Source organism: Bacillus gobiensis (genome assembly GCF_001278705.1).
GTDB lineage: Bacteria > Bacillota > Bacilli > Bacillales > Bacillaceae > Bacillus > Bacillus gobiensis.
This window is the reverse complement of sequence record NZ_CP012600.1, coordinates 963,841-986,142: the sequence shown is the minus strand read 5'-3', so window position 1 is coordinate 986,142 and position 22,302 is coordinate 963,841. Positions and strand designations below refer to the sequence as shown.

The 22,302-nt window shown below is 41.7% G+C and carries 20 protein-coding genes; 1 reads left to right on the top strand and 19 read right to left on the bottom strand.

Annotation, left to right across the window (positions count from 1 at the left end; translation table 11 throughout):
* Positions 1-149: 149 nt before the first annotated feature.
* From ileS to AM592_RS04785, 8 genes are all read right to left on the bottom strand, one after another.
* On the bottom strand, positions 150-2,918 hold the full coding sequence (ileS, locus tag AM592_RS04820; RefSeq protein WP_053602737.1) for an isoleucine--tRNA ligase: 2,769 nt from the start codon (positions 2,916-2,918) through the stop codon (positions 150-152).
* A gap of 377 nt (positions 2,919-3,295) precedes the next feature.
* Positions 3,296-3,790, bottom strand: coding sequence for a septum site-determining protein DivIVA (gene divIVA, locus AM592_RS04815; protein ID WP_053602736.1), 495 nt, complete (start codon positions 3,788-3,790; stop codon positions 3,296-3,298).
* A gap of 90 nt (positions 3,791-3,880) precedes the next feature.
* Positions 3,881-4,657: a YlmH family RNA-binding protein gene (locus tag AM592_RS04810; protein ID WP_053602735.1), complete on the bottom strand. Its 777-nt coding sequence runs from the start codon at positions 4,655-4,657 to the stop codon at positions 3,881-3,883.
* 75 nt (positions 4,658-4,732) lie between these two features.
* Positions 4,733-4,996, bottom strand: a complete 264-nt coding sequence (locus tag AM592_RS04805) for a YggT family protein (protein ID WP_053602734.1) — start codon at positions 4,994-4,996, stop codon at positions 4,733-4,735.
* 7 nt (positions 4,997-5,003) lie between these two features.
* Positions 5,004-5,474 (bottom strand): cell division protein SepF, encoded by a 471-nt coding sequence (gene sepF / locus AM592_RS04800; RefSeq protein WP_053602733.1) that lies wholly within the window; start codon positions 5,472-5,474, stop codon positions 5,004-5,006.
* Positions 5,471-6,163: a YggS family pyridoxal phosphate-dependent enzyme gene (locus AM592_RS04795; protein ID WP_053602732.1), complete on the bottom strand. Its 693-nt coding sequence runs from the start codon at positions 6,161-6,163 to the stop codon at positions 5,471-5,473. The genes sepF and AM592_RS04795 overlap by 4 nt, the downstream gene beginning before the upstream one ends.
* A 6-nt stretch (positions 6,164-6,169) precedes the next feature.
* A complete protein-coding gene (gene pgeF, locus AM592_RS04790) occupies positions 6,170-6,991 on the bottom strand; it encodes a peptidoglycan editing factor PgeF (protein WP_053602731.1) in 822 nt (273 codons plus the stop codon).
* 117 nt (positions 6,992-7,108) lie between these two features.
* Positions 7,109-7,342, bottom strand: coding sequence for a YlmC/YmxH family sporulation protein (locus AM592_RS04785; protein WP_053602730.1), 234 nt, complete (start codon positions 7,340-7,342; stop codon positions 7,109-7,111).
* 291 nt (positions 7,343-7,633) lie between these two features.
* Between AM592_RS04785 and AM592_RS04780 the strand changes: the two genes are divergently transcribed.
* Positions 7,634-8,047, top strand: a complete 414-nt coding sequence (locus tag AM592_RS04780; RefSeq protein WP_225970330.1) for a DUF5391 family protein — start codon at positions 7,634-7,636, stop codon at positions 8,045-8,047.
* Between the two features lie 93 nt (positions 8,048-8,140).
* On the opposite strand, the gene sigG is transcribed toward AM592_RS04780, so the two are convergent.
* The 11 genes from sigG to murB form a co-directional block, all read right to left on the bottom strand.
* Complete coding sequence (gene sigG / locus AM592_RS04775) at positions 8,141-8,923, bottom strand: RNA polymerase sporulation sigma factor SigG (RefSeq protein WP_053602728.1); 783 nt, start codon at positions 8,921-8,923, stop codon at positions 8,141-8,143.
* A gap of 108 nt (positions 8,924-9,031) precedes the next feature.
* Positions 9,032-9,751, bottom strand: coding sequence for an RNA polymerase sporulation sigma factor SigE (sigE, locus tag AM592_RS04770; RefSeq protein WP_053602727.1), 720 nt, complete (start codon positions 9,749-9,751; stop codon positions 9,032-9,034).
* 29 nt (positions 9,752-9,780) lie between these two features.
* Complete coding sequence (gene spoIIGA / locus AM592_RS04765; RefSeq protein ID WP_053602726.1) at positions 9,781-10,710, bottom strand: sigma-E processing peptidase SpoIIGA; 930 nt, start codon at positions 10,708-10,710, stop codon at positions 9,781-9,783.
* A 276-nt stretch (positions 10,711-10,986) separates the two neighbouring features.
* A complete protein-coding gene (locus AM592_RS04760) occupies positions 10,987-15,318 on the bottom strand; it encodes a S8 family peptidase (RefSeq protein WP_098945197.1) in 4,332 nt (1,443 codons plus the stop codon).
* A gap of 526 nt (positions 15,319-15,844) precedes the next feature.
* A complete protein-coding gene (ftsZ, locus tag AM592_RS04755; protein ID WP_053602725.1) occupies positions 15,845-16,990 on the bottom strand; it encodes a cell division protein FtsZ in 1,146 nt (381 codons plus the stop codon).
* A gap of 34 nt (positions 16,991-17,024) precedes the next feature.
* Positions 17,025-18,317, bottom strand: a complete 1,293-nt coding sequence (gene ftsA / locus AM592_RS04750) for a cell division protein FtsA (protein ID WP_053602724.1) — start codon at positions 18,315-18,317, stop codon at positions 17,025-17,027.
* Between the two features lie 168 nt (positions 18,318-18,485).
* Complete coding sequence (locus AM592_RS04745; protein WP_053602723.1) at positions 18,486-18,845, bottom strand: small basic family protein; 360 nt, start codon at positions 18,843-18,845, stop codon at positions 18,486-18,488.
* Complete coding sequence (locus AM592_RS04740; RefSeq protein ID WP_053602722.1) at positions 18,845-19,570, bottom strand: DUF881 domain-containing protein; 726 nt, start codon at positions 19,568-19,570, stop codon at positions 18,845-18,847. The genes AM592_RS04745 and AM592_RS04740 overlap by 1 nt, the downstream gene beginning before the upstream one ends.
* A 22-nt stretch (positions 19,571-19,592) precedes the next feature.
* Positions 19,593-20,285, bottom strand: coding sequence for a DUF881 domain-containing protein (locus AM592_RS04735; protein ID WP_053602721.1), 693 nt, complete (start codon positions 20,283-20,285; stop codon positions 19,593-19,595).
* 3 nt (positions 20,286-20,288) lie between these two features.
* Complete coding sequence (locus tag AM592_RS04730) at positions 20,289-21,077, bottom strand: cell division protein FtsQ/DivIB (RefSeq protein ID WP_053602720.1); 789 nt, start codon at positions 21,075-21,077, stop codon at positions 20,289-20,291.
* A 298-nt stretch (positions 21,078-21,375) separates the two neighbouring features.
* The gene (gene murB / locus AM592_RS04725; RefSeq protein ID WP_053602719.1) at positions 21,376-22,287 is read right to left on the bottom strand and encodes a UDP-N-acetylmuramate dehydrogenase; all 912 of its coding nucleotides are present in this window, start codon (positions 22,285-22,287) and stop codon (positions 21,376-21,378) included.
* Positions 22,288-22,302: the final 15 nt, after the last annotated feature.

Here is a 22,302-nt window from a genome sequence, read left to right as displayed (position 1 = left end):
TTGCCTTAAATTTAAATCTGAAGCTGAAAAGATATTTCCTTCCGTACTAAACGCTGTCATGTTTGGCAAAGAACATTTATTAGTTCACGCTGGAGAGAGATCGCAGCATAAAAAAAGCGTACGGCGGGAAAGCCGTTACGCTTTTTTTCTTAAGCTGGGTAATATTTGTTTACAATATCGGCGCAGCGAGGGCACAGCTCAGGGTGATTAACATCCTGCCCCACTTCCTTCGAAACCATTCTGCATCGCTGGCACGTTGTTCCTTCCGCAGGAGTGACGAGAATTTTTCCTGCTTCATATTCGAGCGCTTCTTCCGGCGCTTGGTCAGGAGATCCTGCAACCTTCCAATCAGAAACGATAAAGAGCTGTTTGAGATCTTCATTGATGCTCTCAAATAGAGCCTTCGTTTCTTGAGTCGGATACATTGTAACGCTTGCCGCTGATGATTTGCCGATTATTTTTTCGTTTCTTGCCTCTTCCAACGCTTTTAATACATCGCCGCGGTATTTCATAAAACGGTCGAATTTTTCTTCAATCTGATCTGCATTATCAATCGTTTTGCTTTCAGGCATATCAACGAGCTGAACACTTTTTTCGCTTACGAATGACAAATGCTTCCATATTTCGTCTGTCGTGTGCGGCAAAATAGGCGCAGTCAGTTTCACAAGCGCGAGTAACGTTTCGTAGAAGACTGTCTGCATGGCTCTGCGGTCTTTATGATCCACGTGCTCGATATAGACCACATCTTTTGCGAAATCAAGATAGAAGGAGCTTAGCTCAATCGCGCAGAAATTATGAATGCTATGGTAAATGGACGCAAATTCATAATTGTCGTAAGCCGTTTTTACTTTGTCGATCAGCTGATTCAGCTTGATTAAAATATATTGGTCAACCTCGCGCAGATTTTCATGTGCAACGGAATCCTTTGCCGGGTCAAAGTCAGCAAGGTTTCCGTGCAAGAAACGGAAGGTATTGCGGATTTTTCGGTAGACTTCCGCAACCTGCTTCAATATATCATCAGAAACACGAACATCCGCCTGATAGTCGACTGATGATACCCAGAGCCTCAGGATGTCTGCACCAAGCTGCTTCATTACTTTCGCTGGTACCACTACATTGCCAAGTGATTTGCTCATTTTACGACCATTTCCGTCTAACGCAAACCCATGGCTTAGAATTCCTTTATATGGTGCTTTTCCTGTCACAGCTACAGCAGTTGACAAGGAGGAGTTGAACCATCCTCTGTATTGATCTGATCCTTCCAAATAAAGATCAGCCGGTCTTACAAGGTCATCGCGTTCTTCCAACACGCCTTGGTGAGATGATCCAGAATCAAACCAAACATCCATGATGTCCTGTTCTTTTGTAAACGTTCCATTTGGACTTCCAGGATGAGTAAATCCTTCAGGCAGCAGCTCGGCAGCTTCTTTTTCAAACCAAATGTTTGATCCGTGCTCTCTGAATAGTGATGAAACATGGGCAATTGTTTCGTCTGTAATAATAGGCTCTCCATCTTCCGCATAAAATACCGGAATCGGAACTCCCCATGCCCGCTGTCTTGAAATGCACCAGTCACCTCTGTCACGTACCATGTTGTAGAGGCGTGTTTCTCCCCAAGCAGGAATCCATTTAGTTTCTTTTACAGCTTCCAGCAGGTCACTTCTAAAATCCTTTATGGAAGCAAACCATTGGGCAGTCGCCCGGAAGATTGTCGGTTTTTTCGTTCTCCAATCATGAGGATACGAGTGAGTGATAAACTCAAGCTTTAATAAAGCACCTTTTTCCTGCAAATTTTCCGTGATCGATTTATTGGCTTCATCATAGAACAAGCCTTCAAATCCCGGAGCTTCAGACGTCATATTTCCTTTCTCATCGACCGGGCAGAGAACGTCTAATCCGTAGTGCTGTCCGATAATAAAGTCATCCTCACCATGTCCGGGAGCAGTATGGACACAGCCGGTTCCCGCATCGGTCGTTACGTGGTCACCGAGCATGATTAGCGAATCTCTGCCGTAAAGCGGATGTGCGGCAACTGCATGATCCAGCTCTTTTCCTTTAAAGGTTTTTACAACTTGAGCATCTTCGAATGCCAATGTCTTCGTTACTTCTTCTACCAAAGCGCTGGCTGCAACGTACCGTGCTCCATCCACTTCAACTACGCTATATTCCAATTCAGGGTGAACCGCGATTCCAAGGTTTGCTGGAATTGTCCATGGTGTTGTTGTCCAGATGACGATCTTATCGCCTGCATTAAGAACACCTTTCCCGTCTTTCACCTCAAAGGCAACGTAGATCGACGGAGATCGTTTGTCCTGATACTCAATTTCCGCTTCCGCCAAAGCAGACTCACTGGAAGGTGACCAATAAACAGGCTTTAATCCTTTGTAAATATAGCCCTTCTTCGCCATTTCACCAAAAACAAGGATCTGATTCGCCTCATATTCCGGTTTTAACGTGACATATGGATTTTCCCAATCCCCTCTGACTCCGAGCCGTTTAAACTGTTCTTTTTGCCCTTTAATTTGCTTCCAGGCATATTCCTCACACAGCTTGCGAAAATCGGCTACACTCATTTCTTTACGTTTCACCTTTTTGTTCTTCGTTAAAGCAGTTTCGATTGGAAGTCCGTGTGTATCCCAACCGGGAACATATGGAGCATTAAAGCCGTTCATTGATTTATAACGGACAATCATATCCTTTAAGATTTTGTTGAGCGCATGGCCCATGTGAATGTCGCCATTTGCATATGGCGGTCCATCGTGGAGTACGAATTTCGGCCGGTCTTTCGTACGCTCTTGAACTTGCTTATAAATCCCTTGTTCTTCCCAAACTTTTTGGATCTCTGGCTCTTTATTCGGAAGATTTCCCCTCATCGGAAAATCGGTCTGCGGCATAAGCAGCGTATCTTTGTAATCCATTTTCATTCCTCCAAGCTTTCTTTAAAATTTACAAAAAAATAAAAAAAGCCCTCTCATCCCTAAAAAGGGACGAGAAGGCTTCTCGCGGTACCACCCTTCTAGACAGAAAAAAACTTCTCCCTGTCCACTTAAGCATCGTAACGTGATGAGACGTCCTTTCCTACTAACGTCAGAAAGGAAGCTAAAGAGATGATCCTGCAATATCAAGCAATCCCGGGCTTCCACCATCCCCGAGTCTCTTTTGATTGCTTTTAAGAAATTGCACGTTCTCCGTCAGGCGCATGTTATTATCATAATTACTGTAATATCCGTATAAGTTATTTTATGAAGGTATTATATTCGCTTTCTTTTTAAAAAGTCAAGCAACACATAAAAAATTATTCTTTTTCTTCAAACACGGCATCTACTTCATATTCAAGCAGATGATCCCAGTCATCATTTTTCAACAGATCGAGTTGAGCTTCAATCAACATTTGGAACCGTGTCCTGAACACCTTGGACTGCTTTTTCAATTCTTCGATTTCCATTGCTATTTTTCTTGATTTAGACAATGATTCATTAATAATGCGGTCGGCATTTTTTTCTGCTTCACGCACAATCAGCTTTGCTTCTTTTTGTGAATTTCGTTTAACATCCTCAGCTGCCTCTTGTGCAACGAGAATGGATTTATTTAAGGTTTCTTCTATACTGGAGAAATGCCCGATTCGCTCGTCAAGCTCGTTGACTTTTTTCTCCAAATCATTCTTTTTTCGCAGGATGATTTCATAATCTTTTCTGACTTGAAGCAAAAACTCGTTGACTTCATCTTCATCATACCCGCGAAATGCTTTTGTAAACGTCTTATTATGGATATCATTCGGTGTTAACGGCATCATGCCACCTCCGCTTATGTATTAAAAGAATTTCTCTACTCCACATTATAAAACAAAAAAACGTGTAAATGGGTAAATCCGTTAAAAAGCTTACAGTTGTTTTTCGATTGACAGCTTCCATTTATCCTTTTTTGTCTTTCCTTCAATGCTTGTCAGCTGGTATCTTCCATATCCCCTTACAGACAAGTAATCATTTTCCTCTAGTGTAAATGACGGGTCCTCAAGAGTACGCCAATTGACCTTGACAGCGCCGCTTTTAATCAAAGCCTGGCTTTTCTGCCTTGATTGCCTGATCATCGCAGAGCAAACGACATCCAGCCGCAAGGAAGAAACGATCTCATCCTTTCTTTCGACATGTTTATCGGGAGATTGAATGCACCCGAGCGAAATTTCTTTCACCGTGACCTTTGTTTTTCCGACTTGGGTAAATTGCATGTGCACGTAGTTGCTTATCTCCTTGGCGCAAATAAATTGAACGGTCTCGCCCGAAATAAGCAAATCGCCGAATTTTTCTCTTTTCAATCCTAGTCCCATTAAAGAGCCGAGCAACTGGCGATGTCCGATACTCGTAAATTTCTCAGGATAGATGACCTCAAACGCCTGAAGCTGAAAGTCTTCTTGTTCAGGTCTGTAATACTCCGGGTAAAGCAACGCCCTTTTTCTCTCTGACTCTTCGAAGCCTCCAAAGAATTCAACTTGAATTTCCCCGGTCCCGCCGATCACGGCTGAAAGAATATCCCGTTCTCTTGGATCTAAAAAATCCGTTAGCTTTGGCCGGTATTGTTCAGTGATGATGCTTTTCCATTCTAAAGCTTGATCAATAAAAGGCTGCTCTTCTTTTCGAAAATGCTGATATAGATTGTCCAATATGATCCCTTTCTAACTAAAAAATCCAATTATGCGAACAGGGACTTGGCGATCACCAAGTCCCGAAACAGATCGCTACATAAACATGAAGAAAACAACTCGAAGTCCCTCGCCTGCCATACGTAAAACTAAAATGGCGACAATCGGGGAGATGTCGATCATAGCAATTGGCGGAATAATTTTTCTGAATGGCTCAAGATACGGTTCACATATAGAGCCTAGGATTCGCCCAAAAGATGATTCTCTGGCATTGGGAAACCATGACAACAAAATATAAATAATGATCGCATACATATAAAAAGTAATTACAGTATCAAGTACTTGATAAAGCATCAGCATCTACAAATTACCACCTTTGATATTCTTCGTCGGCAGACATCAATTCTGAAATAGTGCCAGACACATCAACATTGTCAGGCGTACACAGAAAGATATCGGATCCAATCCGCTGGATATCTCCGCCTATGGCATACACAGTTCCGCTTAGAAAATCAACGATCCGTTTTGCCTGGTCATGCTGGATACGCTGGAGATTCACGACGACGGCACGCCTGTTTTTTAAATGGTCGGCAATTTCCTGGGCTTCCGCGTAAACTCTCGGTTCACTTAATACTACTTTAGAAGACTTTTGCACGCTTTGCAAGCTAACGACATTTTGCTTTCCCGCAGACCCGGGCTTGCCGCTACTATTGTATGTAGGCTTTTCTTTTTGCTCGCGAGGCTGTTCCCTTTCCTCCTGGTCACTATCGATATATTCATATTCATATTCTTCATCTTCCAATGAAAAGAAGCTTTTAAATTTATTTTTAATACTCATGAATTTGCACCTCCCGTTTGATTTCCTACGAGTGAAGAGCCGATGCGGATAAATGTCGCACCTTCCTCTACTGCGATTTTATAATCATTTGACATCCCCATTGACAACTCATGGCACGGGGCGTACGGCAGCTTCAGTGCTTGAACCTCCTGCCGCAGTGTTCTAAGCAGGCGGAAACAGCTCCTGATTTGCTCTTCATCCTCCGTGTGAGGCGCCATGGTCATCAATCCAACCACTCGTATGTTGGGAAAAGACTTTAGCTCTTTTAGAAAAGGAACGACTTCTTCCCTTGTCAATCCGTGCTTAGACGGTTCCATAGACGTGTTCACCTGCACAAAACAATCGACTGCAGAGCTTGCACGCTTATCAATCTCTTTTGCCAGCGACAACCGGTCAAGCGAATGAATATAGGCAACTTTCCCAATAATATTTTTTACTTTCCTTGATTGAAGAGAGCCGATAAAGTGCCATACAGGGTCGCTCCCGAGAATCTCCTGCTTGCGTAATAATTCATCGTCGCGATTTTCCCCAAGATGAACGATCCCCGCATCAAGTGCTTCTTTTGCCCGCTCGGGCGTTACGTATTTCGTAACTGCTATGATCGAAATCTCTTCTCGGTTTCTGCCTGACTTTTTACATACTTCGATTATTTCTTCGTTTATATGTCGTAACTGAGTTTGCACATCCACTTACTGTTATGCCTCCTTAAACCCTATAAAGGACATCATTCGTCCCGTTTTCCCTTTATCTCTCCGGTGGGAGAAAAAAAGTTCATCTTCACAGCTTGTACAAAGGGGACTAACCGCAATGTTCTGTTCCTTTATACCGGCATCAAGCAAAATGAGCCGATTGAGTTCTTTCAGGTTTAGCATATATTCGGTACTGTTCACTTCAGTAATTGCACTGTCTGTGTCAATAGAAAGCTGTTTCACCTTTTCAATAACCCTTTCATCCACCTTATAGCAGCAAGAACCAATTGAGGGTCCAATGACTGCTTGTATATCCTCCAGTCTTGATCCTTCAACCGTTTGCCAGGTCTTCGCCATTTTTTTGCCAATCTGAAGGACGGTTCCCTTCCAGCCAGCGTGGGCAATACCGGCAAGAGATTTGGCAGGGTCATAAAAATATAACGGAACACAATCTGCAAAGCATAATGCCAAAACCACATTTTTCTCGTTTGTATAAAGTCCATCCGTTGATTTTATTGCTGTGTCATAGATTTTGCTGCCTTTTCCGGCATCTTTTTTTGTAACACGTTGTATTGAATTTTCATGAGTCTGATCTGCAAAAACCCATGATTGCAAGGGGAAACCAAGACTTTGCGCGACAAGCTCCCTGTTTTTAATAACATTCTCATTTATGTCAAGAACATGGAGGCCTGTATTCAATGTTTGGAATGGAGAATCACTTACCCCTCCATTTTTTGTTGTCATTCCGCAAAGAACCTTGTTATGGTTCCACTTATCGAAAAGAAGAGTTGCTTCATTTTTTTGAATGAATGATATCTGACTGTTCATTCGATGATCCTCCTTTCGACAAACAACGCGAATCTTCCCATTATGCTCTTATATTACCACAATTTACGGTCTACAGTTAGCATCGATTTGCAAAAAAACGGGCGAATGAATAACGAATTAGCTTAATCGAACCAAAATCACATCTTCACCGATTTTCACAATATTTCGCCAAGGAATTAATATTTCCTCTTCTTTTCCAAAAAAACCGAGAACTCTTCCACTCCCGCCAATAATGATGGCCTGTATTTTTCCATTCGTTACGTTAATATCAATATCACCGATACTGCCGAGTTTTTTGCCGTTTGAAACGTCTACGACATCCTTCATTTGAAACTCAGAAATATTCATCATTTGACATGCCCTCCAATGAAATAAGCAATTATCACTATTATATGAATGGATACTTGAAGTGCATGCCAAAGGAATATGAATTTTATATTAATAAAATTTCATATTCTGGAAGAACCAATTGAACGCTGGGTTTTGAACAGATGTCTGATAGTTCTATAAGCTCTTAGCTTATAGAAAACGCTTTCGGAGTAAATCAATTCAATATATTGGAAGTTATATTACTTTATTTCCGTATCAATGATATAATGAAAAATATGGGAATTCGCTTATAAGAAAGGAGAGCAAATGATCGTGGCAATTAAAAAATTTCCAGTTGTTATATTGACTTTGGTTTCTGCCTTCCTCTTCTGCTCTATGTTGATCGCATCTTCACTCTCCCCAATATCTGAATCCGGGCCTAATGCGAATCAATTTGGCAGCGCGGGCATGTGGTCAGCTATTGGAACTGTGCTTGCTTTTTATATCCTGCCTTTAATTGCATATCTAGCAGGGTTAGATGCGATGAGATCCATCATGGCTGTATTATGTAGTTTCGGAGTGATGATAAACTTTGTGATCATTCCAGTAGTATTAGGGATATTTGCGAACAAAATGAATACTTCCTTAATAGTAGTCATAGCCCTTTGCTTCATTTTATTAATTATTAATACCGTTTGGTTTATCACAGCTTTCCGTTCATCATCAAAATCACACAGTGTTGCTTGATTTTATTATCATTCTAGGAAGCAGTAACTTGTATTTGGGGCATTATACAATTATTCTGATCATAAAAAAAGAGAGGGCAGTGTATCCTCTCTTTTATTGATGAATATTTTTATTCATTTGCTTAATTGCCGCTTTTTCCAGCCGGGAAACCTGAGCCTGTGAGATACCAATCTCTTCAGCGACTTCCATTTGCGTTTTCCCTTGAAAAAACCGTTTTCTGAGAATCATTTTTTCGCGTTCGCTTAATCTTCTCATTCCCTCTTTCAGAGCAAGCTCTTCGATCCACTGGCTGTCCTTATTTCTCTCATCGCTAATTTGATCCATCACATAAATCGGGTCTCCGCCATCGTTGTATATCGGTTCAAACAAAGACACAGGATCCTGGATGGCATCCATCGCAAATACGATTTCTTCGTGAGGAATATCAAGCACCTTTGCAATTTCTTCAGCTGTCGGCTCCCTGCTTGTCTCACTAATTAATCTTTCCCTGACTTGGAGAGCTTTGTAGGCAATGTCCCGCAATGATCTTGACACACGAATCGGATTGTTATCACGCAAGTACCTTCTGATTTCTCCAATAATCATAGGGACAGCATAGGTAGAGAACTTAACATTATGGCTTAAATCAAAATTATCAATCGATTTCATTAATCCTATGCAGCCCACCTGAAATAAGTCATCCACATACTCTCCTCTGTTGTTAAAACGCTGAATCACGCTTAATACAAGCCGCAGGTTTCCGTTAACCAGTTTTTCTCTAGCTGTATAATCCCCTTCGTCTTGCATCTGTTTGAAGAGTTTTCTCATCTCTTCATTTTTTAATACAGGAAGCTTGGAGGTATCTACCCCGCATATTTCGACCTTATTTCTCGACAATATCTTTCCCTCCCTACAGGAGCTCTGGTACAAAGTTAAGTATCTCCTTGAGTGGGAAAAATATGCACAAATGTCGATGAGAAAAAATTTCCTGCCCGAAATAAGGGGTTATACCATTTTATTAAATTCCTTTCTCAGCCTCTTAATTATTCTTTTCTCCAGCCTTGATATGTAGGACTGAGAAATCCCCAGCATGTCTGCCACATCTTTTTGCGTTTTCTCTTCTTCTCCTACCAGCCCGAACCTAAGCTCCATAATTTGTTTTTCACGGTCATTAAGCTGATCCAGGGCTTTCATCAGGAGCTTTTTATCCACATTTGCTTCCAGATCCTTTGTGATAATATCATCATCAGTGCCCATGACATCTGAAAGAAGAAGTTCATTTCCATCCCAGTCAATGTTAAGCGGTTCATCAAAAGATACCTCTGACCGGATTTTATTGTTTCTTCGGAGATACATTAAAATTTCATTCTCGATACATCTTGATGCATAAGTGGCAAGCTTGATCTTTTTTTCAGGGTTAAACGTATTGACAGCTTTTATAAGCCCTATTGTTCCAATACTTATGAGATCCTCAATATTAATCCCTGTGTTTTCAAATTTGCGGGCAATGTATACGACCAGCCGCAAGTTTCGTTCGATTAATATCGCTCTGGCTGCTTGGTCTCCCTTTGGCAGTTTATGAAGGAGATCCTGCTCCTCATCTTTTGATAAAGGCGGCGGAAGGGCTTCACTTCCACCAATATAATAAATCTCGTCGCTTTTCAGTCCAAGCTTAATTAAGATACGATACCAGTAATACGTCAATCTTATTTTCATTTTTTTCATATTTCTCCTTCTCTCCCTTCTTTAATGATTTAAGACACATGCTTGATTCCTTTTTCAGATAGCATTTTCGGGTGGACAATTGCCTGAAAATCGTCATCCGAAGATAATCCGGACGGACTGATTCCAACGAAACACTTTTCTACTGAGATGATTTCTTCTTTTGTGTAAACCAATACATCATCAGGCTTAATGGAAAGCAGGAACTGATTTTGCTGCCCAACCCCTCTGTATGGCACAAGCCGGAGACGGTCGATAAACGGAAAAGTTTCATCAATTTGCTCTAATGCATGAACTGAGTCTCCTGTCTTTACCAGTTCTAAAAAAGCCTCTCCCACAATCGGCTTCAAGCATTCTGCATAAACAATCATGACCGGCGTTTTGGTTAACGGATCGTAAAGCTGGTTTCCGGAATCAACCAATCCTTTTAAAAAAACCTCTTGTCCTCCGATCATCACTTGAACGTTTACATGCTCCTCAAATTGAATTTTGCGAATCTCTATATCCTCTATTCTCTTTTTCGAGAATATCCAAAGAATTGGAAAACCTATTATGACAAAGATCCAACTGATCGGATCCCCAAAACCGGAAGAAGCTGTCATCAATGCTCCATTCTCAAGCTGGCCATCCGATTGAAGAAGAGAATGCGCACCAATGATTCCCCCACCCAATAAAAATGTCACAAAGAAAAACGTAAGCCAGTTTTGAAGAAAGTAACGAAACCTTTTAAAACCAAAAGCAGCAAAAACGATCAGCAGAGAAAAAGCAAGTTTTCCAGCGGGATGAGAAACGAACCAAGAAAAAGGAGTAAACATAATGAGAACAATACCGGAACCAATAAGGGCACCTAAAACAAGGCGAAACTTCTTGACATTTCGTTTTAAAATTTTGCCTGTTAACGAAAGCAGCAGCAAGTCGAAGCAAAAGTTTAACAGCCAGATCACATCTAGGTAGATTTCCACTTCTTATCGTTCCCCGCCTTCCGCCAATTAAGAGTTTTTAGAAACGGCACGTCTCCCCTTTGTTTTTACAAGTATAAATCAAGCTGCATGGGAAAGTCTGTCAATCTATGTTAAGAGAATTGAACGTTTTTAAGAGATTCATATTTTATTTGTCGACTAAGTGATCTCTGTTTGTGCACGTCAGGTGATGGTTGGAATTTCTCGCTGAGGCAAACAAAAAAAGATACAGACTATAGACAAAGTCTGCATCTCACTTTCATTTTCCCCGAGGAAATTTTATTTCGGCATTTTCGCGTGAATATAAAGCTTTCCTTCAGCAGTTTTCCTCGTTTCATTGCCATAGTCGTCTCTTACAATTACCTCAATTTCAGCTCCAGCTGCTTTAATGGTGTTTGTTGCTGTACAATAGCCTTCATATTTGCCTTCAGAAACCTCCCGTAAAGGAAGCTCGATAGCATTCTGCACTCCTGCTCTGGCATTGGTCAGCGGCATTCGGATGACAAAGGTGGCATCCAAATCTGGTTCACTGTTGAATTCAATTTTTACCGATTCACCAGCCTTTAATTCTTTATCTTCTGTCGGCAGAAGATTCGTGATTTCAGGCTTCGTATATTTTACGTCAATCGTTATATTTTTTGTCACCTTATTGCCTGCTAAATCTTGAGCAACGACTTTGATCGTGTTTGCTCCATTGTTAAGCAGGATTCTTTCTGAGTACCTGCCATCCTCTACAGACGTTTTCTTTCCATTTACTTTTACCCAGTCCAGATTTTCGTCTGCTGCCGTGCCGGTGACGGTTACCGTTTCTCTGTTCAGTTTATCTCCTTCAGACGGGCTTGTAATCGTAAGCTCCGGCTTTGATTGATCCAAGACGATAGTTACCGGCTCGGATGGATCGGTCGTCCCGTTTTCTGCTGAGACTTTAGCCGTTATGACATTTTCTCCATCATTCAGGGTAATTTCTTTAGAGAATGTACCATCTTCTGACGTTTCAACGGAAGCCGCTTCCTCTTCCCCGTTGAAAATCTTGACGGTTGTTCCCGGTGACGAAGTCCCTTCGATGACCGTTTGTCTATGCTTTGTAAACGTTCCGTCTTCAGGCGACGTAATAACCGGCGGAGTCACCTCGTAGTCAACCAATGCCCTAATCATATAGTTCCCTTCTTCAGCAAGAGTTTGTGACCACGAACCGCCAACAAATTGCCAGCTTCGTTCTGATAACGGCCCATTTTCATCCGTTGCTAAACCAGGCGCATCTGGATTTGCCTTAGTCTGAATATATACGAGATAAAAATCGCCTTCTACTATGATGCCTTCTTGAGAAAGGTCAACAGTTGTCCATTCCCCGTTACGCTGTGCTTCGCCAATGACCGGTCCAGCCAGCTTCTTGCCGGGTGCTCCATTCGGCCCTGTTGCATCCCAAACTTCTACGGCGAATTCCGTACCGCCCGGAACCGGCCATTCTGTATCCCAGAATCTGAACAACCCGCCTCTTACAAGGGCTTTATCTTCCCCTTCATTCAAAGACATTTTGACTGCCCATCCATTACCTGCCTCGTAAAATACCTTTGCGTTTTCAGCTGACGCATCATCGTATCCAATTTCACCAGGATAACCGATGAACGGTTCCAATTGAAAATCAAGACTAACGTCTCCTGTAAGATCAGTTGTTGATTCCGAACTGTAAAAACCCGGTGCGGTAATCTTTACTGAGTACGAGCCTTCATATGCTGTCAATGAATATTCTCCGTTTGCATTCGTATGAACCGGTGCCACTTGCGCATCCTCAACCAAATATATCGTGGCGTTTTCAATTGGCTGGCCAGTCGCTTTGTTAGTCACCGTACCAGAGATTGTTCCTTTTGGAAGCTCCTCGAGCACAAAATTTGCTGTTGATGTCCCATCCGCTTCAACCGTAACTGATTGATTACTTGACTCAAATCCGTACGTTTCTGCTTTTAGCGTGTAGTCTCCAGATGCATGAGTTAATTCATAAAGACCAGTACCAGCATTTGAATAAGTTGACTTTCCGGTTTCAAGCACACTGACTTCAGCTCGTAAAGGCAGTATGTTCGGTGCAATCTCTTTCGTCCCACCATTCTTGTCGGAAATTCGGTCAGCCGGTTTAGCTTTTTTCGGATCAACTTGCGGCTCATCTGTTTTTTCCTTTGATGCAGCATCCTGAGCTTTCTCCACAATGCCGATCTGTTTTTTACCTGCCGTACCGATTGAAGTATCCGAAAGCTTGATGTCATCCAAATACCAGCCTTCTTTTAACACACTTCCGTCCGTATGGACATTAAACATCACGCTGATCGTTTGGCCGCTGTATTCTGAAAGATTCACTTCTCCATCTATCCAGCTGGAAGTTCTTCCATTAAAACTGGCCAGCTGCACCCAATTTTCTTCCTCTTCCGGAAGGACATAAATGTATCCATAATCATAATTCGTCTCCAAATCATACCACTGCTTAAATTGGAGGAACAGATTTCCGCTTTCTGGGACTGCAACAGGCGGCATTTGCAAATTCATGTTCGCTGAATTATCGTAAGTACCATCTAAATTGGTTACGTATACTTTCTCACCAGAAACCGCAGTTCCCGGTCCGGATGCCGGTTTACCCCATTCCCAGCTATTATTCGTTCCATAGCTTGTCCAGCCAACAGGACTGTTTACAAAATTCTGTACATACCCTGTCGTTAAAGCTGATAAGATTTGTACATCAAACACTTCTGATTCGACTACATTTTGGCCAAAATCTTTGATGACCCATTTGTATTGCAGAGCCGATCCTCCAAGCGGCGGAATCACCGCATCGTACGTTCCGTTTTTAAAGTCTCCTTCAACTCTGGAAGCTTCGACTGTAGTCCAATCAGTCGTCTCCGTTTTATATGTCAGCTGTACAGAAGTAATGCTGATATTGTCCGCTGCTGTCACTTGAAGGGGGATCTCGGCACCTTCAAACACTTCAGCAGGCGGATTATGATGCAAGACCGGCGCTTCCGTGTCCTCTCCTTCCTTTGTAACCTGACCTTTTATCGTGCCCAACCCTTGCGACAGTGCTGATACAGCATCAAACGCATTCACCAGTCCGTGGCCGTATCCGTTATTAGGAGATTCCGGGAAGGTTCCATCTGTCAATGGCAAAGCCGTATCTATTAGAATTTCTTCCATTTCTTCAACCGTAATGTTTGCATTTACTTGCCTGAGCAAAGCCGCAACAGCAGAAACGTGCGGCCCTGCCATTGAAGTCCCGTTCCATCCGCCTTCATAATTGCTTCCCGGCACAGAAGAACGAATATTTACACCAGGTGCAGAGATATCTGGCTTTAGCTCACCATACGGAGACGGCCCTTGCAGTGAAAAGCTGGCCAGATTGTTGTTGATGTCAGTCGCGCCAGTTGCAAACGATTCCGGATAATTCGCCGGGGTTGCGATCGATCCTGGTCCGCCCGGATTGGTAAGAGTCGTATTTCCAGCAGAAAATTCCGGGAATATTTCAGCAGCTTTCCATGCTTGTACCATTTCTCGATACCACTCATCGAGTCCCGGTCCGCCTCCCCATGAGTTGTTTACTACATCAGGAGCCATTTCAGGATGAGGATTTCCTTCTGCATCTTTAGGTGCAAGAATCCATTCTCCTGCTTCCAGCAAATCAACATCTGTACCGCCATCGGCAGAAAAAGCTTTAACCGCCATCCATTTTGCTCCTGGAGCAACACCGATTTTATTGCTTCCGTCAGGCTCCGATCCGACCATTGTTCCGGTAACATGCGTGCCATGACCAAGATCATCAAATGGGGTCCCTTGTCCGTCCACTGCGTCAAACCAGCTATATTCATGATTCGGGCTATCAGGGGCCGCCGGGTCATATCCTTTGTATTTTTCCTTTAATGCAGGATGATCCCACTGCACACCAGTGTCAATAGAGGCTACGACTGTGCCTGCTCCATCGTAACCAAGATTCCAAGCTGCAGGCGCATAAATTTGATCAATATTCCATTCTACACCTTCAGCTGCAGGTATCGCTTTTTGATCTTCTATTTTAGGAAGCCCGGCATATGACTTTTGCCCGCTCTGATAAAGCTGTCTAGTTTCGTTCGGCAAAATTTTCTCTACCTCCGGCAACGCTGCGATTTTTTCAAGAACGTCTTTTGATGTCTCAACCGCTAACCCGTTAACAATATAGAAGGATTGTATGTGATCTGCCTTTCCGATCTCTTTTTGTTTTTCTAAGTATTTTTTCAGCTCTCTTTGTGTTTCTTCAGCATTTGCTCTTAGTGAGGTCACAACTGCTGACCTTTTTTGGTATTCTGTTTTCGCAGCAGTAAGGGCTCTGCTTTTTGCTTTATTTTCAGCTTCTTGCGCTACTTTTTTTGTATCTACCTGATCTTTCAGCTTAATTAGATAGGTGACTTTATCGTCTTTTTTGAATTGTTCTTCCAGTCTTTTAGATATTTTTCCTGATGCTGAGCTTGCTACAGTTTGCTTAATAGACGTAGAGACAGGTTTTGTTTCTGCAGAAGCTGCATTTGGTAGCACCAATGAGCCAATTATTACGGCAGAAAGGAAAGAACCTATTACTTTCTTTTTTGTCTTACTTAACAAAAAAATCCCCCCTATTAATTTTATCCCCGCAGTAACTCGCCTCCTCCTTTCTAAATAGGACTGTATGTCCAATCTAAAGCTGATAAATCTAATGTAAAGAAATTACATTGTGAAAAATGTCGCAACATGTCATAATATTTAGAATTTAAAGAAAATAAATCGAATGACATATGGTTGTTTGGCAAGAAATAGCAATATATACATAGAAAAGCATCGTACTTTTAAAATTACTAAGCATATCAGGGTGTATATTTAAAAGGACTATATTCCTTTTAAATACTCTCATCATGAAAATTGATTCAAAGGTTCGACTTGAATTTTACTAATTATCTAAAAGATGACTCATTCGCGAAAAAAATAGGTAAAATTCTCCTCATATTAAAACTTTAATTTTATATAAATAATCGGACATTCGTTCTGCTTAATCCTAATTACCCAAATATGAATAGACAAAAAAACAGCTTTCAGTGAAAACTGCTTCATTCATAAAAAAAAGACAAAACCAGTTTGGTTTTGTCTTTTCAATTTAGCCTCTTTTATTTCTGTTCCGTAAAAACGTTGGAATATCAAGAGTATCCTCTGAGGGCTGTGCAGGTCGCTGCTGACCGGTATTTTGCTGTTCCTCACGTTTGGGCTCTCTTTTTTGCGTATTATTTTGTGTAGGTTGTTTTAATCCTTGTGAAAATGGCCTTTGCTGCGGCTTGGTCAAATCTTGCTCTTGTTCGATAAAGCCGGTCGCAATGACCGTCACAACGATTTCATCTTTGAGATTTTCGTTAATGACCGAGCCGAAAATCATATTTACATCCTGATCTGAAGCCGATGCGACGATATCAGCTGCTTCCTGAACCTCGTATAGGCTTAGATTTGTTCCACCTGTAATATTCATGATTACGCCTTGGGCTCCATCAATTGCCGTTTCAAGCAGCGGGCTGGAGATGGCTTTTTTCGCCGCTTCTGCCGCACGACTTTCTCCAGTTGCCACTCCAATTCCCATTAACGCCGATCCTTTATTGGACATAATTGTTTTTACATCGGCAAAATCAAGGTTAATCAGGCCGGGAGTAGCTATAAGGTCAGAAATCCCCTGAACCCCTTGTCGAAGAACCGTATCCGCTTCACGGAATGCCTCAAGCATTGGTGTATTTTTGTCGACGATCTCAAGCAGTCTGTCATTATGAATCACAATCAATGTATCTACCGCTTCTTTCATCGAAGTAATACCGCCTGCTGCCTGCATCTGGCGTTTTCTTCCTTCAAAGGTGAATGGCCTTGTGACTACACCAACTGTCAGTGCGCCAAGATCCTTGGCAACTTGCGCAATGACCGGTGCGGCTCCGGTACCCGTGCCTCCGCCCATACCGGCAGTGACAAACACCATATCTGCACCTCTTAGAGCTTCCTCGATCTGTTCTCTGCTTTCTTCAGCTGCTTTTTTCCCCACGTCTGGATTTGCACCCGCTCCAAGCCCTCTAGTCAGCTTGGCGCCAATTTGCATTTTCGTTTCAGCTTTTGATAGGTTAAGCGCTTGGGCGTCTGTATTGACAGCAATGAAATCGACACCTTGTACTTCATTTTCAATCATTCGATTGACAGCGTTATTGCCGCCTCCCCCTACTCCGATTACTTTAATTGAAGCAAGGCCGTCTATGTTTGTTTCAAACTCCAACATGCTAATCCTCCTAATCCGTCAAAATGAATGGTATCTATTCCCAAAAGAAATTAAATAGTTTTTTCATTTTGCTTTCTTGTTTTTCTTTTTTGGGTTTTTGTTGCCTTTTCTTCGGTGCAGAAAATTCTTCTTGATGGGATGCAGCTACTTCCTGGACAGCCTCTGAAGGCATTTTAAATCCGACTTTTCTCCCTTGAATTTTGGCATTTGAACAAGCAAATTGAATCAAACCAACCGCAGTCATATACTGAGGCTCCCTGACGCCAATATAGTTAGGGCTTGCCAAGCGGACATTGCTGCTGAACATTTCTTTAGCCAGATCCAAGACTCCGGTCAAACCTGCTGTTCCGCCTGTTAATACAAAACCGCCAGGCAAGTCGCGAATCCCCATTCTTACTAATTCCTCTGCCGCAAATTGCAATATTTCTTCTACCCTTGCTTCTATGATAGCTGCGATTTCAGACTGTTTAAAGGTTTGCTTCTGATCCGTTCCGATGACGGAAACTTCAAATTCTTCCTCGGGAGAAGATCCGGCATAATAGGCGTGTCCGTACTGTTTTTTTATTCTTTCGGCTTCCTCCGTTGAGGTCCTAAGTCCGATTGATAGGTCCTTTGTTATATTTTCCCCGCCTAAAGGAACGACTTTGGTAGCTAAGAGATGTCCGTTTTCAAAAACAGCAATCGTACTAGAACCGCCGCCAATATCAATTAATGCGACACCGAGATTTTTTTCATCGGTTGATAAGGCTACAGACCCGGCAGCTAGCGGCTGTAAACAAATATCGGTAATTTCAACTCCAGCCCGTTCGACACAGCGAAGTAAATTATGTAAAATAGTTTTCGATCCAGTAATCAGTGTGCCTTCTACCTCTAGCCTGACACCTAGCATTTTTTTCGGATCAGTAATTTCGTCCCTGCCATCCACTATAAACTGTCTCGGTATGACATCAACGATAATTTGCTCATTTGGTATGGACACTACTTGAGCTGCTTCCATTACCCTGCGGACGTCTTCCGTATGGATTTCTTTGTTCTCACTGGAAACCGCTACGACTCCATTCGTATCCTGTATGTGGATGTAGTTGCCATTCACGCCTACAATCGCTTTTTTTAACGAAAATCCGACCATTCTTTCGGCTTGTTCAAACGCCTTTTTGATTGAACGAACAGTTTGATCTATGTCAACGATTGATCCTTTCTTCAAACCTTCTGAAGGCACGTTTCCAACACCAATTATATTTAAGGAGTCATCTGTCATTTCACCGACAATAACTTTAATGGTGGATGTACCGATGTCAAGACTTACGTAAAGTTCATTGTTGTTCAATCTGGGGCACCTCCTATTCATTCAATCAATTTCTATTCTATTATTTGATGAACAACAATACAATGAATCTGCCGTTACAACTGTGTAACAAACACATCGTTTACTTATGTTTTTTTAAAGGTTATATCAAATATTCGTTATATTCTATCTATTTCCTTTTTTATCACACTATTTTTTCGTTTTTTCTCGGGAGGCTGTCCATTTTGAAAGCAAGATCCTTCGAATGACAGCAATATTTTGAAATAGCCTTACACCAAATGCAAACATTGCAACTATGTATAAGTCTACACCAATATGAACTCCTAGAAAAGCCAAACCTATAGCGAGTATGATGTTAAAAAAGAATCCAGAAACAAAAACCAGCTCATCATAGGAATCTTGTAAATTTGCCCTTATCCCCCCAAGCAAAGTATCCAATGCAGCAAGTATCGCTAAAGAAAGGTAGCTTGAATACTCACTCGGTATCGAAATATTCGTAATAAAACCTATCACAATTCCCAACAGCAACGCTAAAATCGGCAGCCACATTAAGATTTTCCTCCGTCTTCTTCGGTCAATGGTTCAAGGTACCGGACGTTTATGGAATCCTCAAAAGCTTTTATTTCCACCGATTTTTCGGGTTTTTCGACTTGAAGGTCTAGATTTTCACCGGCAAAAAGATCATCAAGATCAGACGCTGTTACTCTGCTATATAATTTATCGGCATTTTTCCCTATTACTTTCATAATTAAGGGATATTCATTGATACTTATTCCATCAATCTTCGTAATGCCGTTAATATCCCGGATGACGGACGTATTGATAATTCTTTGATCATTGATTGAAATTTCTTCCGCCTCATAGGAATTTAGCTCATTGATCAATTTCTTCAACAGGTCTGGCGGCGGACTTGTGACCGCCTCCCCGGTCCATTCGTCTGAAAACAGCGGCGAAATTGTAATGATTATGCCATTTCCAGTAACCTCTGCCATGCCTGACTTCTCTTTCAAATTTTTCAATGTATGCAAAATGGCTTGTTCCTGGCTGGCTTGTTCTTCTTTTTGGTAGGTCGAAAGTAATTCATCATATTTTGATATTTCCGAAAGCATATCAAGCTGGCTTTGCTGCGCCTCATTTAAATCCTGCCGAATTTCCCATTCATCTCTCGTATCACGGACATGTTGTTCTTGCGAGTGATTCAGCCTTAACGAAAGCATAAAGCCAAATACCGCAAAAAGTATACTAAAGCTGATCATCCTGTTTTTGTTTTTCATTTTCCCACCATCTTACCATTCTTCATTCCGCATTTTCCAGCAATGGCTCTATTTTTATGTTGTCTTTTTCCTCTAAGTTAAACGTCACATGATCTTGGTTCAGCTGATCCAGCACTCCTCCGGAAATATTTAATGCAGGAATTAATACATCTGGATCTCCAATTGCAGTGATCGTAAACGGTGCGGGATGCTGGTGCCCGTCCACTGTGACTACAGGGCCATTACAGCGGATGTATGATTGATGTGTGATCCTTTGTCCATTAATAGCAATAGCTTCAGCGCCGGAAATCAGCATTTCATTGATCACATGAAATAAATGGCTTTCGTGTACAATGTAATTGTTCACATTTTCGCCTTCAGGAATATAGGAAGCATCTTCAAGAGTTACTTGGACCCCTTTCCCCTTTACCCCTATTTCTCCAACATACATCCGGTATTTTTCAACATCTTCAAGAAGGTTATAGTATACTTTTTTTTCTGATTTAAGCTTCTCTTCTGCTGCTTGTACCTTTGATTTCTTTTCATTCAGCTCTTTTTCAAGTTCTTTATTTTGTTTTTCCTGGCTGATTAGCTCATTACGCAAAGAGTATTCTTCTCTCCATAATTCAGAGGTTTCGGCCTGTTTGTTTTTCTCTCTAGCAAACTGGTATGAATACGAAATCATTATTCCCAGGATAAGCATTGCCAGTGAAAGAATGACAGTTTTACCTTTCAACGTTCATCGTCCTTTTTCTTTCGTTTCTTCCTTTTTTGGGGGAAATTCCTCAAAGTATGTTGCAACTTCCATATGGATAATCCCTTTGGCTCCGTCATCAATTTCTTTGACAATGTCCGGGTAGCTTTTCATTTTATTTGAGAATGTTTTTAAAGAAGCAGAGACAATAAAACCGTCGTTCATATAAAGCGTCATATGAGATGGATCAGATTCGGACGGTGTATAATAGATTTCTGAAATGGAGCGATTGATTGATTCAGGGAGCTTAATTAGCTGCTCTGCCAGTTGTTTGCGCTTCTCATTATCAGTCCAATCCATTAATATCGGCATTCCTTCTTTCGGAAGCCCTCCCTCAGGTAATACCGTTCCGTTTTCCAGTACCGGGAAATATTGTTCCTCTTTCTCTAAATATGCAATACTCTTATATTCTTCGATCCGAATCTGAATTTTATTAGGTAGAATTTTAGAAACTTCAACTGTTTTTATCAGCTTATTCGTTTCAATATTTTTTTCTGTTTCCGCTTGATTCAGGCTCCAAAATTCAGTGGATCCGTTCTGAATGCTGGATTCAGTCTCAATTGTTTTTGTTGGCACATTTTTATTTCCAGATATCTCAATCGTAGAAACCTTGCTGATTGGGGTTTGGAAATAAACAATAAGCAATACCATCAAAAAAAACAATAGAATAAAAGTAATCAGGCGCCTGTTCGTTTTTTGTTTTCTTTGTTCTTTAATTTTCGGAATTCGTTTATCGATATGAACAACTTTTTCCTGTTCGTTGTCATATTTCATGCCTGTTTCACCTCAAGATTCGTGAGACAATAAAAGAAATAAAACTCGCCTCAAGGCGAGCCTATCATAGGCAAAGCTAAAGGGGTTTTCTCTTAAACCTAATGCCAGTAAAATCGTGCCAAACTGTTTTTCAATTACTTTCAGTATAGCACACGTCTAAGAGATCGAAAGTACTTTTTGTCTTTAAAAGTTTTAAAGGGTCAAGTCCCCCATCTCTAAGCGAAGACGGGAAATTCCAATCAGGTGGAGAAGAGTCTCCACCAGGTTCCCCGAGGTTACAGCTTGCTTAAAAAAGAGTTCAATTATTCGTTCCGATGATTTCTACTTCTGTATGCAGATCGATATTGTACTGATCCTTTATTGTTTTCTTTACGTGATTGATTAAAGAAAGCACGTCTGCGGCAGTTGCTTGACCCGCATTGACGATAAAGTTTCCGTGCATCTCAGAAATTTTGGCACCGCCAATTTGGTAACCTTTCAATCCTGCATTCTCGACCAGCTTGCCGGCATGCTCTGGAAGCGGGTTTCTGAAGATGCTGCCGGCGCAAGGCTGGGACCATGGCTGGGTTTCTTTTCGATACGTTTTGTTATTTTGCATTTGTTGAACGATATCTTCCCGGTTATCTTTTCTCAATTGCAAAACGGCTTCAAGACAGATTCCTGGTCGTTTGTTTTGCAATACGGAAGTTCGGTAGGAAAATTGCATTTCCTCGTTAGAGAGCCACGCATCAGAACCGTCCTCAAATAAGATGTGTGCTTTGCGAAGGATTTTGCTGAAATCTGATCCATGTGCACCAGCATTCATGTAAACCGCACCGCCGACTGAACCCGGAATTCCTGCTGCGAATTCAAGTCCTGACAGACCTTCTTTGCTGATCATTGTCGCCAGCCGAACGACAGAAAAACCTCCGCCAACCGTAATTTGGTCATCATCGATTTCGAGATTATCCATGCCTTCACCCAGTTTAATGACGGCTCCGCGTATTCCTTCATCTCCCACCAAAAGGTTTGAGCCTCTGCCGATCACCGTCCAAGGCACCTGATGTTTCTTTACCATGTCCATCACAGCTTTCAACTGCTTAATCCCGTCAGGTATGATGAGAAGATCAGCAGGACCGCCGATTTTTATCGTCGTATGCTTTGATAATGGCTCCTGTAATAAGAGTTTACCTACTTCAAGTTCATGTAATTCTTTTCTGATGTTTTCCATAGCAGCCTCCCCGTT

Bases quoted from the DNA above. Each gene is read 5' to 3' on its own strand.
- ileS (WP_053602737.1), bottom strand. From the start codon at position 2,918: ATGGATTACAAAGATACGCTGCTTATGCCGCAGACCGATTTTCCGATG.
- divIVA (WP_053602736.1), bottom strand. From the start codon at position 3,790: ATGCCGTTAACACCGAATGATATCCATAATAAGACGTTTACAAAAGCA.
- AM592_RS04805 (WP_053602734.1), bottom strand. From the start codon at position 4,996: ATGCTGATGCTTTATCAAGTACTTGATACTGTAATTACTTTTTATATG.
- sepF (WP_053602733.1), bottom strand. From the start codon at position 5,474: ATGAGTATTAAAAATAAATTTAAAAGCTTCTTTTCATTGGAAGATGAA.
- pgeF (WP_053602731.1), bottom strand. From the start codon at position 6,991: ATGAACAGTCAGATATCATTCATTCAAAAAAATGAAGCAACTCTTCTT.
- AM592_RS04785 (WP_053602730.1), bottom strand. From the start codon at position 7,342: ATGATGAATATTTCTGAGTTTCAAATGAAGGATGTCGTAGACGTTTCA.
- sigE (WP_053602727.1), bottom strand. From the start codon at position 9,751: ATGAAAAAAATGAAAATAAGATTGACGTATTACTGGTATCGTATCTTA.
- ftsZ (WP_053602725.1), bottom strand. From the start codon at position 16,990: ATGTTGGAGTTTGAAACAAACATAGACGGCCTTGCTTCAATTAAAGTA.
- AM592_RS04745 (WP_053602723.1), bottom strand. From the start codon at position 18,845: ATGTGGCTGCCGATTTTAGCGTTGCTGTTGGGAATTGTGATAGGTTTT.
- AM592_RS04740 (WP_053602722.1), bottom strand. From the start codon at position 19,570: ATGAAAAACAAAAACAGGATGATCAGCTTTAGTATACTTTTTGCGGTA.
- AM592_RS04730 (WP_053602720.1), bottom strand. From the start codon at position 21,077: ATGAAATATGACAACGAACAGGAAAAAGTTGTTCATATCGATAAACGA.
- murB (WP_053602719.1), bottom strand. From the start codon at position 22,287: ATGGAAAACATCAGAAAAGAATTACATGAACTTGAAGTAGGTAAACTC.